Here is a 15,306-nt window from a genome sequence, read left to right on the forward strand (position 1 = left end):
TTAGCAGGTAGCGTGTAGCGTTTAAATATAACAGTATTTTTTTCATGAGTTCCTGAGTTCCAAATTTAAGAATCTGCGTTTATCTGCGCAAGTCTGCGTCCCGGTTAAATAGAAAATTCTTCTCTGCGTGCTTAACGGTGAAAAGATTTTGGATATGAAAAGTTTTACCACCCATAGTGGAAATAGATTTCCTCTGAGTGGAAATTCACTTCCACTTTTCACTCTGAACCGGTTTGTGCCCAATGTTCTGTGAAAATTATAACTATTGGATAGTATTATAAATATCATATTATAAAGCTATTTGTGGTTTGTTGGCATGGAGGTTGCTTGTAATTATTCCAGACGGGCAAAGTGAATGATGGCTCACTATGCGTTTTTCTAGTTTCAATCTTTAACCCTAAACGCTAAGCCCTATATGCTACACGCTATTCACTAATCGCTATACGCTATTTTTAAGAGGAGGTAAAAAGATGAGAAAAGGATTTTTAAAGAGTTTAAATTTTAAAGGAGGGGAGGTGAAGAAGATGAAAAAATGGTTTGTTTTAGCATTGTGTTTACTGGGCGTACTCGCTTTAAACGTGGCTCAGGCTTCGGCGGCACTTGTAATACTGGACGACTGGAGTTTACAGGTGGGGGGTAAGACTGTGCAGGCTATTGACTATATGACCTACACGGGTCTCAGTCATGTAAACATCACGGATACCGATCTAAATGGCTTAGACGGAGGCGATCCTTTTACGGATGTGGTGGCTTTTAAGGTCGGAAGCTCAGGACTCCAAAATGACGCCACGGGTACGATTATAAAGTACAGCGACGGGAGTTTTATAGGTGGCGGTGATTTTGAGCTGACAGGTGTAGCTACAATGACGGGAGTACATACGGCTGTTGTCGCAGGTAATGCGCAATATGTGTTCAACACTGCGACGCTTGATTTCTATCTGGACACTAATTCGGCAACGTTTGCGCAGCCAGGTCTAGGCGGAGGCACGATATCGGGCTACAAGGACGGCACACAGATAGCATCGTTTGGCCTTATGTCCGGGGGGGGAAATTTTAATTTCCCTACGCTCGATGGGAATATCGATGTTGATTTCGTGAGCGGATGGGTGTTATCCGGTTATATGTTCACGGAAGACGGTGTGGATTTTTCCACGTTTCCTTTCTTGGCGGCCCTCACGGATTCCAATAGTGATGCGGACATAAACGGTGATGGCGTTCCTGATATCGTACTGCCCAGCAACTGGACAGGTTACACGGGTCAAACTGTAGGCGGTGATCTTTATGATCTGAATCTGCAGGTTGACGGCTCGGCCAGGTACGCAGTCCCTGAGCCGTGTACCATGCTTCTTTTTGGCACTGGCCTTATCGGTCTCGCTGGGGCTGCACGGAGGAAGTTGGGGAAGAAAAAATAATAAAAGCAAGAGAGCTGAAAGCCCCGAATGAAAGCAGGAGGGCTGAATGCAAGAAGGCTGAAAGCTTAAGAAGTCAGGAGTCAGAAATAAAAAAGGAAGGGCGGGGAATATCCCCGCCCTTCCTTTTTGAGGGGGATATGATGTCCAGCCGGTCTTATCTTTTAAGGAGCAGACCTGTATTTAGCTTTCGCCCTTTTGAGGATCTATTATTTGTAATCTTTCCGATTGTGCCGCATTGAGTAAGTTTACATCCGAAGCTACAAAGATAACATCTTCTTTAACGGCATTCCTTAGCCACAATGCAGATGATAAATGAACACTGTCCGCGGCCTTGAGTTGATGTTCTTTTATTGTCTTTCTGATGAACGGTAGGAGCTCGTTTTGAAATTCTATTATGAGGAAATATTCCCACTCGGTTTCAAATCGTTCAATTACTCTAGTGTACCATTTCGTGGGAATTTCTCCCACCTTATGTCTTCTCGCAAAAGCAGAAAGTATTTCTGGATAGGTTAATTTCGATGTAGCAATAATGCCGGCATTGGCCAAAATAGAGGTTACTCTATCGCTCCCGGTTTCTTCTACATACCGCTTTACCAGGGCGCTGCTGTCAAAATATATCACCTTCTGTCCTCTATTATAGTCTCGGACACCGGTTTGCCCTTTACTTTTAGTCTCTCTATCGGGTGTAGTTCTTTCTTTCTAACCGGAAGTCTTAATAATTTTCTTTTGGCCAGTGATGCAAGGCGTTCTTCGACGCCGGCCTTTTCTTCAATGGTATTAAGATCGTGCAGTATTGCCACAGGTACACCTCTGTCAGTTACAATGATATTATCACCTTCTTTTATGAGCCCTAAATAATAGGTTAGCCTGTTTTTTAGCTCTTTTATCCCAACTAGTTGCATATTTTCACCTCTATGGTAGCTATTGTAGCTACCTTGAAAGATTTAGTCAATAAGAAAAAGGGCGTCATTTATCGCTCTGCGTGGGGCCCGCGTTGACGGCAGTGGTGCATACCCCAGCCGGAAGAGCATTATTATCCCTTTTGATCTGTCCACAGGGAAAACGTTCCGTAAGTATCCCCACGCCTTTTCGAGGAGCTTCTTATGGGCTTCTGAAAAACCTGGTTCTCTGTCGAGATAGAGGCGCTGTATGAGAAACGTAATGCCGGTCATAGGATGAAAGGCCAGACCGTGTTTTGTAGCGGTTAACCAGACTCTTTGCAGGAGCCTTCCGCCCAGGACGAAATCCTCTGGTGTAGTTCCCGGCATCTGGATCAGCCCCATGGCTGAAGAACCGAGGCAGAGTTTGTAGCTTTGGAACGGGAGCATGTGGCTTAGGCCAAAGATGTTCAGAAAAGAGACCATGCCCCAATTCCTAAGCAGTTTGAAGGCCGGTATTTGTAATGAATTGAGCCCCATGGTTTTTATGGGCATGCCGTCTTTTGTTTGCAAGCTTTCTTTCTCTGACCATCTGATGTGTTCGAAGACGAAATGATGGAGTTTTTCGTCTTCGAAAAGCATCCGGTCGTGGGTGGCTACGGTCCTGGCCAGGAGTTTTCTTTGCCCCGAAAATCCCCCTGTATCCCCCTTTTCCAAAGGGGGACTTAACGGATGCCCCTCTTTATCAAGGGGGACATATAAATCCTCCCATCCCCCCTTTTGCAAAGGGGGGCTAGGGGGGATTTCGGGGGTGAAGGGTGAGGGGAGATTATTGCTGATTAGATATAGCTCCCCAAGATCCATCTTTTCGGGGATTGACATAAGGGCGGCAATGACTTCTTTGCCGATAGTTTTTCGTTTTTTATACGGATTGCGGTTGGTGACACGTTTGGTAATAAAGGGTAATAGCGGATCATCCTTCCTTGGGCACTCTTGAAATTCGATGGCAGCCACAAGCGGGTTTCCCTCACCTTCAGGGAAGAGGGTAGGGCACATGGAATAACCATAGGAGCGGGCGGCGATGTCCATGTTTTCCAGGACAGCGCCGTGGGCGATGAGAGAGGCCCGCTGTCTTGAATTATAAAGGGATGTATCCCTTTCCGGCACGTTAAGGAGAAGGAGCTTTTGTCCATCCCATATAAAACGCCATGGCTGGCAGTTGTCACCTGAAGGCGCCCAGGTACCGGCTTCAACGATTTTGAGAATTATATCTTTTGGAATCATTTTATGACATTCTCTTTATTCACCGCCCGCTCCCTTAGGTCGCTCAAGACGCAAAGTACGCAAAGATGGATTTCTTTTCCTTTTCTGTCGAAATAAAACTTCTCTCTGCGTCCTTTGCGCCTTTGCGGTGAAGTTTCTTTCTGTTGCGGCGTTCATCTGCGTCCCAAAAAGTACTTTTTCACATACCACCGTTTCAATCGCTGAATAGGATTTCGATTTCCCCAGCGTAGATAACCCTGTTTATAGACCTGAAGATAGGGGTCGAATTGAAAATAGTGCGGGACGGCCCTTATTTTTCTCCTTTTCAGGATGATATTTATGACTTCAGTGGCCACCAGGGCGCTGCAGAGCTGGCAGGCCAGCCCTAAGGAAGGCCCGGTTTGTTTGGTAAGGTCTATTGATGATGACTTAATGTATTTAAGATGTGTGGCCCTTGGCGCCAGACCCAGGCCAAAGGCTATGAGCTTATCGATTTCAGACAGGTTATCATCAATGTCAAAATATTCATCGAAACCCATACCCTGGGGCGCAAAGACATGCAACGTAGCGCTGAACCCCATGGGCCCTGAGGTAATGGCATAAATACCACGATCTCCGGCTTCTTTGAAAAGCAAACGACGGGTTTCTATATTGAAGAAGTCTATACCATCCACTACGACATCTGCGTCCTTCAGGAATTCGGTGATATTATCCTTGCTTATACCCTGGTCAAAAATTTTTATATCGGCCTCTGGATTTATAGCCAGGGCCATCTTTTTCATGGCCTCGGCCTTATGCATGCCGATGGTTTCTATGGTAGCTCCCACCTGCCGGTTGAAATTGGCCGCTTCAAAATGGTCAAAATCAGCGATATTGAATTGTTCGAAGCCAGTGCGGGCTAGTGTGAGGAGGTAGTGGCCGCCTACGCCGCCGACTCCGGCAATGGCTATTCGGGCCTTCTTAATCTTTTGCTGTTCTTCAGGAGATATGAGCCCTATGTTTCGGCAAAAGGCCTCGTCATATGACCAAAGGTTTGTCTGCTTCTCTTTCATTTTTTCTTGTCTATCCTCGGATTAACAATTTTTAGTAAGATAGGCAGCGTGGTCAGCTCCACCAGGAGCGCGATTAACATGGTAAAGGCCGTCAGACAGCCAAATTGGATGGTCGGGATAAAATTGGATAATACCAGTATGCCAAAACCCATCACAATTACCATGCAGGTGGAAATTACGGCCGATCCTTTAGACTGCATGGTTATGGCAATGGCCTGGAAGTTGTCTTTGCCCATTCTTCTCTCGTGCTTATAACGGGTGAGAAAGTGGATGGTATCGTCAACGGCAATACCTATGGCCACTGTAGAGATCATGGCGGTAGAGGTATTGAGGGGGATGCCCAGCCACCCCATCACGCCGAGGTTAATGAGAAGCGGGATAGCATTGGGTATAATGCTTATAAATCCGAGGGAAAACGACCGGAGGATGACAAAGATTATGCCGAAGATAAGGAAGATGGCCAGAGAGAGGCTATATATCTGGCCGTTTACCAGGGCCTCGATCAGGTTGGCAGTAAGCAGGGATTTGCCGGTTACCCGAATTTCAAGATCAGGTCCTTGCAAGGGTTTAATAAATGCATCGGTCTTGTCTATCATGGCCCGGATATGCCTTGAATTGTGCTCTCTGAAGTGGGCAGAGATGCGGGCGGTCTTGCAGTCAGGGTCGATATAATCCCGGATATCCCCGGCGCTGTAAAGCAGCATGTACTGGGCAGCCAGATTTTTGCCGGCCGGCAGCCTGTAGTGAGCCGGGTCTTCGTTATGGAAGGATTGATTCATGTCTTTAAGATAATCTGCAACAGAAATGACGCTGTCAATCTTTTCCTGCCCGCGTAGAAATTCTTCCACAGAGTCTATCTTTTTTAGCGCCGATGGTTCAAGTATGCCGTCCATCTCCTTTGTTTTGACCGAGATCTCGATGGTAGTTACACCACCCAAATTTTTCTCGACAAAATCTGTGGCCTGATAGACATCGCTGCCTTTTTTGAAGTATTCCAAAAGGTTTGTCTCTACTTTTATGCGGGATACGCCCCAGACTGAGAGTGCCATTATAAAGAGGGTAAGAATGATTATCTTTTTTTCATGATTGTTCACAAGTGTGTAAAAAAAGCGAATGATCTTCGTCTGTGAGGTATTTTCGTGAGGCTTAAAATTTATGGGGCGATGGCGCAGGAGGTAGAGCATAATGGGAATGAACATTATGGATACTAAAAAGGAAAAGGATATGCCCAGTGAAGACACATAGCCAAAGTCCCGTATGGGCGGGATATCATTGGCGCTCAGCGAGATGAAGCCATCCACCGTGGTAAAGCTCGCCAGGAAACAGGGAAGAATGGCCAGCCTTATGGAAGATATAAGGGCGGAGTTTTTATCGGGCAGCCGGGGGAGGTCTTCCCGATACTGATCGATGATATGAATAGCCACTGCAATGCCGATGGTCATGATAAGCGGGGCAGTAATGGTGGTTATATTATTTATGGTGGCGTTGACCAGAGGAAACGACCCCATGGTCCATATAAGGCAGATTATGATATTTACCGTGGCAATGGACATGATCCAGAGGCTTCTAAAGATCAAATAAAGGGCAGCGGCGATCAGGAGTAAGACGATGGGGACAAAGGTCGTGAGATCGCCCATCATATACCGGCTTAAGGTGTTATCGGTTACCGTCCAGCCGGCCTTGTAGATTTTGGGGCGGCCTTGGGGGAAGACGTCGTTGATGACAGCATCCACCTTTTCGAGCAGACGGGTTCGATAGAGGTCATCGTCCGGGCGATCAAAGGTTTTCACGATAATGGCTGTAGTACGGCCGTCTCTGGAGATCAACCTGTTGACATAAAGAGGGTTGAGGAGGGCCTTTCCCCTGAGGGCGTTTAGTTCATCCGGGGAAAGCGGCAATTTTTCTACCAGGGACCGGACATAAAAATTATCCTGTTCGCCCCGGATGTCCGTGGCATCGGTCAGACTGACTACATCCCGCACCTCTTCTATGGTTTCCAGCTTTTCTGTAAGCGCTTTGATCTTCGCCAGCATTTCATTGGTGAAGATGTTTTCATCCTTAAAGGCCAGGACAAAGAATTCGTCTGTACCAAAATGCCTTTTAAATCCTTCAAAGAAGACGAGATCGGGATCGTTTTTGAGGACAAAAGACTCTACAGAATGTTCCATCTTCGTCCTGGGGATCATGGATGCGAAGAAGAGCGTAAGGAGGCAGAGAGTTGCCAGAAGCAGCCAGCGTTTTCGTAATATGAGCCGGGCTATTTTCTCCATAAGGATCGCTTACCGCTAAAGTGTCCGAAGGCTTTTAGGGTTAAAATGAGAACCTGACGGCAAGATAACCCTGATCATTTCTGTCGTAGTTCCCTAAAAATGTATCGGCTTTTCCGTCAAAAATATTCAGGCCCGCGAAGATAGATAGATTATCCACATAACGCAGTTCAACCTCTGGATTTAGATAGAAGCCGTTGTCAGTAAGGTTGTAAAATGAATCAAGATTGAGGCGCAATTTGTCGTGGAAGAGGGTTTTGTTTATGCGAAGGAAAAGGCCGGACTCAAACTCATGGTCGAAAAGGATCCTGTCATCATAGCTGAATATCTTTCTCTGGTATAATTGAAGATTTGCATACCAGTCGTTGGTAAAGGTCCTGTCGATGCCAAGGACGTAGTGCAGTATATGCTTGCCGGTAGAGGTGAGGTCATTTTTTAAAAATACCTGGTCGGTCATATAGGCCGCCTCGCCCCGGATACCGAAGAGGCCCAGTGTGGTCTCGACTTCGGCCCCGATGACCTGATTTCTCTCATAGGCTACGATGATGTCCTCGTCAAGCAATTGGGCCTGTGCCAATTGGCCCAAAAGTGCCTCTGCCGATGGGCTGCTGACATTAATATTTTTAATGGGAAAACTTTCAATAAAGGGGAAGGGGTTTCTTGTGTAAAGATAGCTGATTCCATAGTCGAGGTTGCCGACTGTTCCGGTAAACCGCAGTCCGGCCTCGCCGTTCTCAAGGCCGGTGGAGTATTCCTTTTCCCTTATCTCCAGGCCGGTCAGGTAGTCTTTAAGCGCCTGTGATAATGCCGTGGAGTGACTTACCTGGGTTTTGAGGTGCTTGAGGGTGGCCCAGTCTGAGCCAAAGAACTCGGTTTTGGCGCTGCGGAAGTGTGGTTTATATATACCCTCTATGGTGCCTTCGGACAAGAAATAACGCGCCCGCAGCATAAATACGGGTAGTTTTCTGTCTTCCAGCCTTGACGTGATACTCTCCCGCAGGTCCTGCGGATTGAGATTGTCCACCGGACTTATTTCGTCTGCCTTGCCCCAGCGCACAATCTGGTTGCCGGCCCTTATATCCCACTTTTGTTCCGAGAATTCTACATAACCCTCAAACATCTCAGTGCTGAGGTCATCCCTTGAGCCGTCGTTGTGAAACCAGAGGTAATCCGACATCACCGAGGCAACCATCCTGATATGCTCCTCAATCTGGGCCTTTCCTTCCAGGAATAACTTGTTTCTAAAGGTGCGTGTGTCTTCGTAAGGTTCGTCGTGCCGCAGGTCTTCTGTCCCGCGAGCCCATATGTTGCCGCTGACTTTGGAGTCTCGGATCAGGGAGAAAAGCTGGGCAGAGGCAGTGTATGCGGGAAAGGGGCGCAGGAATGCAGCCAGGGCAAAAAGCAGGAATAAGGTCCGGCCCTTCTTGATGATCTTGCAGAAAGTCAAGGTTTGGACGGCACAGTAAAAAGCTTCAGTTGCAAGGCGCGCAAATCCTATTATCCGTTGTCCGTTGACCGTTGACCGTTGTCCGTCAATAAACAATGCACTTACGGTGAACGGTGAACGGTGAACTATTTCCATAGCTACGCCGCAGTGACGAAGGATGCCGCGCAACGCAGCAAATGGACTTTTTACGAAGCCGTCCTTCTTAATATTTTTCCAGATTGCGTACGGTAAAGACATTTGGGTCAACATTGACGTTATATGAAATTTTCTGGACTTCAAGCACTGTCCTGTGCTGGTTACGGAGGTCGGCCATCTCGGCCACCATATCCGTCCATATACCACTTATCTTCTGGAGATTGAACACCGTATAGCGTTTCACTACCCGGCCATGCTTGTAATAGTCAATTTGAATAGGCACATAGCTATCCCTGGTCACAAGGGCTACGAACTTTTCGTATTGAGACTCGGCAGAGGGTTTTGGGGTACTTTCCAACACCCAGCAGTTGAAACCACTTAGAATTTTCGATCCCAAAAGGTGATGGACATCCTTTTCGACCCTTCTCCTTTGCATGTCTTCATAGGTAAAATCTGAGTTGACAAATTTTTGATCCTTCTGGCTTGAGACAATCCTTCTGCTCCTCCTTAGTTCCGGTAAAAACAGGTACTGGTCATCGTCCCGGCTCTTATTTTCCCAGGTCAGGAACCCCGTTCCTCTTATCTCAGCCGGGCTGTTAAAACGGATCAGGGTCTTTTTAAACTCCCCAAAATCCCTTCGCCATACCTCCATTTCTCTGACACGGCTCTGACCATCTTTTTCAATAAGCTTCATAAGTACGGCGGCATGGGAGTCGCGGCCGGTATCCCGGTCGTAGATTCTTTGCGCGATGTATTCCGCGGAGGGCTGTTGCTCCGCAAATGTATCCGTTAATATTAATAACACAGGGATTAATGCGAGAAACGAAGTTAATAGCTTTTTACACCATATATTTTTAATACACATGGGCTTTTTTCTGCCTCCGATCAGAATAATAAGATCGTAATAGATAATCTCTGCTTTTTCAATCGGCAATTTTAATAAAAAAGTTAATTGTAGGAGTTCCGTATCGTTATGGGAAGTTTTTATCAAAATTGGAATAGGGCCGATAAGAACGTTAACAAAAAAAAACTAAACAAAAGAAGTTAAGCCGGATGCTGATAAGAAACGCAGAACTTCTGAGAGAGAAAAAATACCTCCCGGAGAGTCGCAGGGCCATAAGACTGAGGCGGTCCCGGCTTACCGAAGTAGGACAATCCCTTGATTACCGGATTAAAACCGCCACTTCACGGGAAGAATGGATCGAGGCCTTTTCTCTGGCGCATGATAGATACGTAGAACTGGGTTACATGGATCCGGATCCTTCGACGATGAGGCTGAAGATCCAAAATATATTACCCTCGACCCGGGTATTTACTGCCAGATCCGAGGGGAGGGCGGTTGCCACCGCCACCCTTATTATCGATTCTCCCCTGGGACTGCCATCCGATGCAATATATAAAAAAGAGCTGGATATGTTAAGGAACAAAGGCCGCCTGGTATCCGAGGGTTCTTCTCTGGTCACCGCAAAGGAATTTAAGTGCAGTAATATATTCATGCTTCTTTTTAAGGTGGTTTACGCCTACGCTCAGTATGTGCAGGCCGACGACATCTGTATCGCCGTAAATCCTAAGCATGCCCGTTTCTATGAGGATATACTTTTGTTTGAGCCGATCGGAGAGTTGAGATATTTCCCGTCAGTAAAGGATGCGCCGGCCATTTTGGAGCGTATGGATCTGCGCACAGCGCACGCACGATTTGCGGATGTCTATAATATGGAGGATTTTGACTGTGATCTTTATACCTTTTTCTTCACGGCCAATAATGGCGATGAATCAGAATGGGGGAAGTCCTATCCCACTGGCGGTCTCAGGATGTCCCTGGAGGATATACGGTATTTTTTTGTAGAACAGACCGATCTCTTTGTGGAAATTGACGACGACAAACTGGCCTACATCCGGAAATGCTATCCTGACTACGACTTCACCCAGGTACTTCCCCCCGGATATTTTTCTGCGAGATAGTGCTCTACTAGGGCATAAATCTTCCTGCTGGAACAAGAAGTGTTAAAATAAATTCACACTTTTTATATTTTTTTGCTATACTTACTATAAGTCTCTTACAAAAATCTCCTGGCGTCATTCCCGCGAAGGCGAGAATCCGGTGTTTTGAATAGATTCTGGCCCGCGCTGTAGTTTATCCGCCGCAGGTGGCGGGGGGCCGGTTTTCTTGAGTTTTGCAAGGATCTCTTATATTAAAAATTATAGGTGAGGCTGTATTATGATAACATTAGATATCTTAGACGATGATGTCTCAGCAAAATCCCCGGTTAGCGCCGAGGATATAGAATTCAAGGTAGTTGATACTCTGGATGAATTGGAGCAGTCATATAATCTTATCTACAAGGCCTATGTAACACGAGGATATGTTAAACCGCACCATTCTGAAATGAGAATAGGGATTTATAATTTACTCCCTGACACCCGGACGTTTATCGCCAAGAAGGATGACTTGGTGATAATGACCCTTACCCTTATCCCGGACTCGCTATTAGGACTGCCCATGGATGAGATATACAACATTGAGATGGACTTCCTGAGATATCATGGAAGAAAAGCGGCAGAGCTTTCCGGCCTGGCAGTCCACGAGGATTTGAGCGGCAAGGGGATGTTTATCTTCCTGGCATTAGTTAAACTCGTGTATTTTTATGCCAGGAGTGCGGGTATTGATGATTTCTGTATCGCTGTCCATCCCAAGCACGAGTCTTTTTACGAGAATGTCTTATTATTTGAACATCTGGGTGATGAAAAACTCTATTCCAGTGTCAGAAACTCTCCAGCCCTGGGTAAGCGATTAAATCTGCATACTTTCGAGAAAAGATTAAGCAGAAAAAATAGACATCTTTACCGGTTCGTATGTGAACAGGAACATCCCTTTTCACAAACCATATCAAAGAATATCGTTCTCGACGAGGCGCTTTCCTGTTTCTTAAGGAAAGGATGGCCAATGGAGAAAATTCGCCAGTTCTATCACCTGCCTGATAAAAGACTTTATTGTTAGGTCCATCACAAGACCGCCCTTCCTTTGGAGAATACAGTATCCCCCGTGCCCAATTGGATCGTTAAATATATGTATTGACAGGGTATCTGTGTTTTGCTATGTTTAGCCCAGATTTTCTGAACGGCAGCTCATTTTTATTTTGCCATGGAGGATAAGTGAGCGAAATTATTAATATACTTGGCAGGCAGATTTTTGATTCCCGGGGTAACCCGACTGTAGAGGTTGATGTTTATTTGGAATCCGGCTATATGGGGCGGGCCGCCGTCCCGTCCGGCGCCTCGACCGGCAAAAAAGAGGCCGTGGAACTCCGCGATAAGATTAAAACCCAGTATATGGGTAAAGGCGTTTCCAGGGCGGTCAAGAACGTCAATGAGAAAATTGCTCCGGTGTTGATAGGTTTTGAGTCTTCCGAGCAGGCGTTTATCGATAAGAACATGATAGCCTTGGACGGGACAAATAATAAGGGTAAGATGGGCGCCAATGCCATTCTGGCCGTATCTTTAGCGGTAGCCAAGGCTACGGCAGAAGAATCAGGGATTCCGCTCTATCGCTATCTTGGCGGTGTTGCCGCCCGCGTACTACCGGTGCCCATGATGAATATTTTGAATGGCGGCGCCCATGCGGATAATAACGTGGATATCCAGGAGTTCATGATCGTACCCTGCGGGGCCTCTTCGTTTAGTGAGGCCATGCGCATGGGCGTGGAGACCTTCCATGCCCTCAAAGGTGTCTTGAAGGGCAAGGGGTATCAGACGGCCGTGGGTGACGAAGGCGGGTTTGCCCCAAACTTAAGGTCGAATGAGGAGGCCATGGAGGTTATCCTGCAAGGGATCGAGAAGGCCGGTTACAAGCCGGGGAAGGACATATATATTGCCCTGGATCCCGCTGCCAGCGAATTTTACGACAAGGGCACATATAAGCTGCTTGCTGAGAAAAATCCGAATAAAAATACAGACGAGCTGGTCGGTTTTTATGCAGACTGGCTGAAAAAATACCCGATTATTTCCATAGAGGACGGTTTGTCTGAAGATGACTGGAAGGGATGGAAGAAACTTACCGGCCAGTTAGGCGGCAAGATACAACTGGTAGGCGATGATATCTTCGTTACCAATACCAGTATCTTATCCAAGGGGATACAGGAGGGCGTGGCAAACGCCATATTGATTAAACTGAATCAGATCGGCACCCTGACCGAGACTATAGAAGCCATTCAGATGGCAGATCGGGCCGGGTATCGTTCCGTTATTTCTCACCGTTCAGGTGAGACCGAAGATGCGGTTATTGCCGATCTGTCCGTGGCTTTAAATACGGGACAGATCAAGACCGGCGCCCCTTCGCGTTCAGAACGTGTGGCCAAGTATAACCAGCTCTTACGCATCGAAGAGGAACTGGGCCCTGCGGCGCTGTTTATGGGCCGGGGAAGCTTTGCCCGGTAGAGGTTACAAGGATGGCCGTCATGTCTGGTTTTTGACAAAGTAATAGATTTACCCCCGGAGGTTAGTTTTATGACCCTGACTAAGGCTGATCTTGTCAATCATATTTATGAAAAAAACAAGCTTCGCAAGGCTGAAGCCGTACTGGCCATGGAAGCCTTATTAGAAATAATTAAGACCTCCCTGGCTGGTAATGAGAGCGTGCTCATCAGCGGTTTTGGTAAATTTAACGTCAAGAATAAAAAGGAAAGACGGGGCAGAAACCCTCAGACCGGTGCGGAATTAATGCTATCCCCCCGGCGGGTAGTCACATTTAAGCCTTCCAGCATCCTCCGGCAGAGAATAAATAATAAGAAGATATGACGGCTTCGTAAAAAAGTCCATTTGCTGGGTTATAGCGATCAGCCATCAGCTATCAGCGGTCAGTTTAAGGCGCTATTTCATTTCCTGAAAGCTGAGAGCTGAATGCTGACTGCTCAAGATAAAAGAGCCGGCTTTTTTGTATGGAAGTCTGTCTCTGATTCGAAGTTGTAGGCCACCTGCAATATCTTTTCTTCCGCAAAGTGATTACCAAGCAATTGGATCCCAACCGGCAGTCCTTCCGCGCTGAATCCGCACGGCACAGAGATGGCGGGCAACCCGGCCAGGTTGGCCGGTACAGTGAAAATATCAGATAGATACATCTGGAAGGGATCGTTTACCTTTTCTCCGATTTTAAAGGGTGGCGTAGGCGCAACCGGCGTTAATATGACGTCGCACCGGTCAAAGCCCTTTTTGAAGTCTTCCGCGATCAGGGTGCGTACCTGCGAGGCCTTCTTATAATAGGCATCGTAGTAACCGGAGGAGAGGGCATAGGTGCCGAGCATGATGCGACGTTTTACCTCGGCTCCAAAACCTCCTGACCGGGTCTTCTCATACATCTCCAGGAGTTCCTTGGCCTCAGCATCGCGATAGCCGTATTTTACACCATCGTAGCGGGCCAAGTTGGAGCTGGCCTCAGCCGGGGCAATTATATAGTAAATAGCCACCGCGTATTCGGTGTGGGGAAGAGATATCTCTACGGTCTCCGCACCCAGGCTGGAAAGCGTCTCTATAGCATTGCGCACGGATTTTTCAACCTCAGGGGATAAGCCGGGGCCGAAGTATTCTTTGGGGATGCCGATCTTAATCCCTTTGATTCCTTTAACCAGCGCCTTTGTATAGTCCATTCGCGGACGGGGGGCCGAGGTTGAATCCAGGGGATCATGGCCATGAACGGCATTTAGAACCAGGGCGCAGTCAGTGACATCCTTGGTGAGCGGCCCGATCTGATCTAACGATGAGGCAAAGGCAACCAGCCCGTAACGCGATACCGTACCGTAGGTGGGCTTTAATCCCACCACACCACAATGCGCTGCCGGCTGCCGGATGGAGCCGCCGGTGTCAGACCCAAGGGAGGCTATGCACTCATCTGCGGCCACGGCGGCTGCCGAGCCGCCGCTTGACCCGCCCGGTATGTAGTCAAGTCGCCAGGGGTTTCTGGTTATGTGGAAGGCCGAGTTTTCCGTGGACGAACCCATGGCGAACTCATCCATATTTACCTTGCCGAGCAGTACGGCTCCGGCCTCTTTTAGTCTTCTGATTACCGTAGCGTCATAGATGGGGACAAAGTCCTTCAAAATATATGAACCACACGTGGTGCGTATGCCTTCCGTACAGACAACATCTTTTATAGACATGGGGATGCCGGTCAAGGGCCCGCCCTCGCCTTTTTGCAGGATGCGGTCGGCTTCTCTGGCCTGTTCCAGGGCCACTTCCGGTGTAAGTGTAAGATAGGCGTGAACCTTATGGTCAACCTCTTTTATGCGCGCCAGGACAGACCCGGTTATCTCAACCGAGGTAACTTCCTTTTTGAGTAATAATTCCCTTAAGGCGTGGATGGTCAGGGCATAGAGTTGCATGGCAGGACCTCAGATGATACGGGGCACAGTGAATGATCCATCTGCCTTTGCCGGGGCATTGGCCAGACTTTTTTCGTTAGACACAGATGGCCGGATCGCATCTTCCCGGAAGGCATTGGTGATGGCCAGGGCGTGGTGTGTGGGCTCGACATGTGCCGTGTCCAGTTCGTTTAACTTATCCATGTAAGTCAATATCTGGTTCAGTTGATTTGTAAATAGCTCGATATCTTCCTTGGAGAAAGAAAGCCTGGCCAGCTTGGCCACATGCTGGACATCCTCGCGGCTGATCTTCACGTTTTTCCCTCGCTTTGCTATTTAAATGTCAGGGGCGTCAATTCCAGCGACTCACCCGCCAGATGCGAGCCACTGTCTAATAACATATCTTAGTATATTTCACAAGATTCGAGTTTAACCCTGATCCACCGGCAAGACATCATCTGCGGCGTTGCCTTCGATCGCTCCTCCTTGCGGCGTATTGCTC

General features: G+C 47.5%; 14 protein-coding genes. 5 read left to right on the plus strand and 9 right to left on the minus strand.

Features of this window, described 5'->3' with window-relative positions:
* The first annotated feature begins 524 nt into the window (after positions 1 to 524).
* Positions 525 to 1,412, plus strand: coding sequence for a PEP-CTERM sorting domain-containing protein (locus tag RDU59_11645; protein ID MDQ7839129.1), 888 nt, complete (start codon positions 525 to 527; stop codon positions 1,410 to 1,412).
* 180 nt (positions 1,413 to 1,592) lie between these two features.
* Here the strand turns inward: RDU59_11645 and RDU59_11650 are convergent, their stop codons facing one another.
* The 7 genes from RDU59_11650 to RDU59_11680 all read right to left on the minus strand — a co-directional run bounded on the left by RDU59_11650 (position 1,593) and on the right by RDU59_11680 (position 9,259).
* Positions 1,593 to 2,033, minus strand: a complete 441-nt coding sequence (locus RDU59_11650) for a type II toxin-antitoxin system VapC family toxin (GenBank protein ID MDQ7839130.1) — start codon at positions 2,031 to 2,033, stop codon at positions 1,593 to 1,595.
* Positions 2,030 to 2,314 carry a hypothetical protein gene (locus RDU59_11655; protein ID MDQ7839131.1) on the minus strand — a complete coding sequence of 95 codons (285 nt, stop codon included), beginning with the start codon at positions 2,312 to 2,314 and terminating at the stop codon, positions 2,030 to 2,032. Before RDU59_11655 ends, RDU59_11650 begins: the two co-directional genes overlap by 4 nt.
* Before the next feature lie 42 nt (positions 2,315 to 2,356).
* Positions 2,357 to 3,574 (minus strand): hypothetical protein, encoded by a 1,218-nt coding sequence (locus RDU59_11660; protein MDQ7839132.1) that lies wholly within the window; start codon positions 3,572 to 3,574, stop codon positions 2,357 to 2,359.
* Between the two features lie 152 nt (positions 3,575 to 3,726).
* Positions 3,727 to 4,605 (minus strand): ThiF family adenylyltransferase, encoded by an 879-nt coding sequence (locus tag RDU59_11665; GenBank protein MDQ7839133.1) that lies wholly within the window; start codon positions 4,603 to 4,605, stop codon positions 3,727 to 3,729.
* Complete coding sequence (locus RDU59_11670) at positions 4,602 to 6,875, minus strand: efflux RND transporter permease subunit (GenBank protein ID MDQ7839134.1); 2,274 nt, start codon at positions 6,873 to 6,875, stop codon at positions 4,602 to 4,604. The genes RDU59_11665 and RDU59_11670 overlap by 4 nt, the downstream gene beginning before the upstream one ends.
* Positions 6,876 to 6,915: 40 nt before the next feature.
* Positions 6,916 to 8,556, minus strand: a complete 1,641-nt coding sequence (locus tag RDU59_11675; protein MDQ7839135.1) for a DUF1302 family protein — start codon at positions 8,554 to 8,556, stop codon at positions 6,916 to 6,918.
* Positions 8,522 to 9,259, minus strand: coding sequence for an outer membrane lipoprotein-sorting protein (locus tag RDU59_11680; GenBank protein MDQ7839136.1), 738 nt, complete (start codon positions 9,257 to 9,259; stop codon positions 8,522 to 8,524). Before RDU59_11680 ends, RDU59_11675 begins: the two co-directional genes overlap by 35 nt.
* Before the next feature lie 248 nt (positions 9,260 to 9,507).
* Between RDU59_11680 and RDU59_11685 the strand changes: the two genes are divergently transcribed.
* From RDU59_11685 to RDU59_11700, 4 genes are all read left to right on the plus strand, one after another.
* Positions 9,508 to 10,416 (plus strand): hypothetical protein, encoded by a 909-nt coding sequence (locus tag RDU59_11685; GenBank protein ID MDQ7839137.1) that lies wholly within the window; start codon positions 9,508 to 9,510, stop codon positions 10,414 to 10,416.
* Positions 10,417 to 10,672: 256 nt separating this feature from the next.
* On the plus strand, positions 10,673 to 11,452 hold the full coding sequence (locus RDU59_11690) for a hypothetical protein (protein ID MDQ7839138.1): 780 nt from the start codon (positions 10,673 to 10,675) through the stop codon (positions 11,450 to 11,452).
* A 155-nt stretch (positions 11,453 to 11,607) separates the two neighbouring features.
* A complete protein-coding gene (gene eno / locus RDU59_11695) occupies positions 11,608 to 12,888 on the plus strand; it encodes a phosphopyruvate hydratase (protein MDQ7839139.1) in 1,281 nt (426 codons plus the stop codon).
* Between the two features lie 69 nt (positions 12,889 to 12,957).
* Positions 12,958 to 13,248: an integration host factor subunit alpha gene (locus tag RDU59_11700; protein ID MDQ7839140.1), complete on the plus strand. Its 291-nt coding sequence runs from the start codon at positions 12,958 to 12,960 to the stop codon at positions 13,246 to 13,248.
* 113 nt (positions 13,249 to 13,361) lie between these two features.
* Here the strand turns inward: RDU59_11700 and gatA are convergent, their stop codons facing one another.
* Together gatA and gatC are read right to left on the minus strand one after the other, a co-directional pair.
* Positions 13,362 to 14,825 carry an Asp-tRNA(Asn)/Glu-tRNA(Gln) amidotransferase subunit GatA gene (gene gatA, locus RDU59_11705; GenBank protein ID MDQ7839141.1) on the minus strand — a complete coding sequence of 488 codons (1,464 nt, stop codon included), beginning with the start codon at positions 14,823 to 14,825 and terminating at the stop codon, positions 13,362 to 13,364.
* A gap of 9 nt (positions 14,826 to 14,834) precedes the next feature.
* A complete protein-coding gene (gene gatC / locus RDU59_11710) occupies positions 14,835 to 15,119 on the minus strand; it encodes an Asp-tRNA(Asn)/Glu-tRNA(Gln) amidotransferase subunit GatC (GenBank protein MDQ7839142.1) in 285 nt (94 codons plus the stop codon).
* Positions 15,120 to 15,306 lie beyond the last annotated feature (187 nt).

The sequence above is a fragment of the Thermodesulfobacteriota bacterium genome (assembly GCA_031082315.1).
Classification (GTDB): Bacteria; Desulfobacterota; QYQD01; order QYQD01; family QYQD01; genus QYQD01.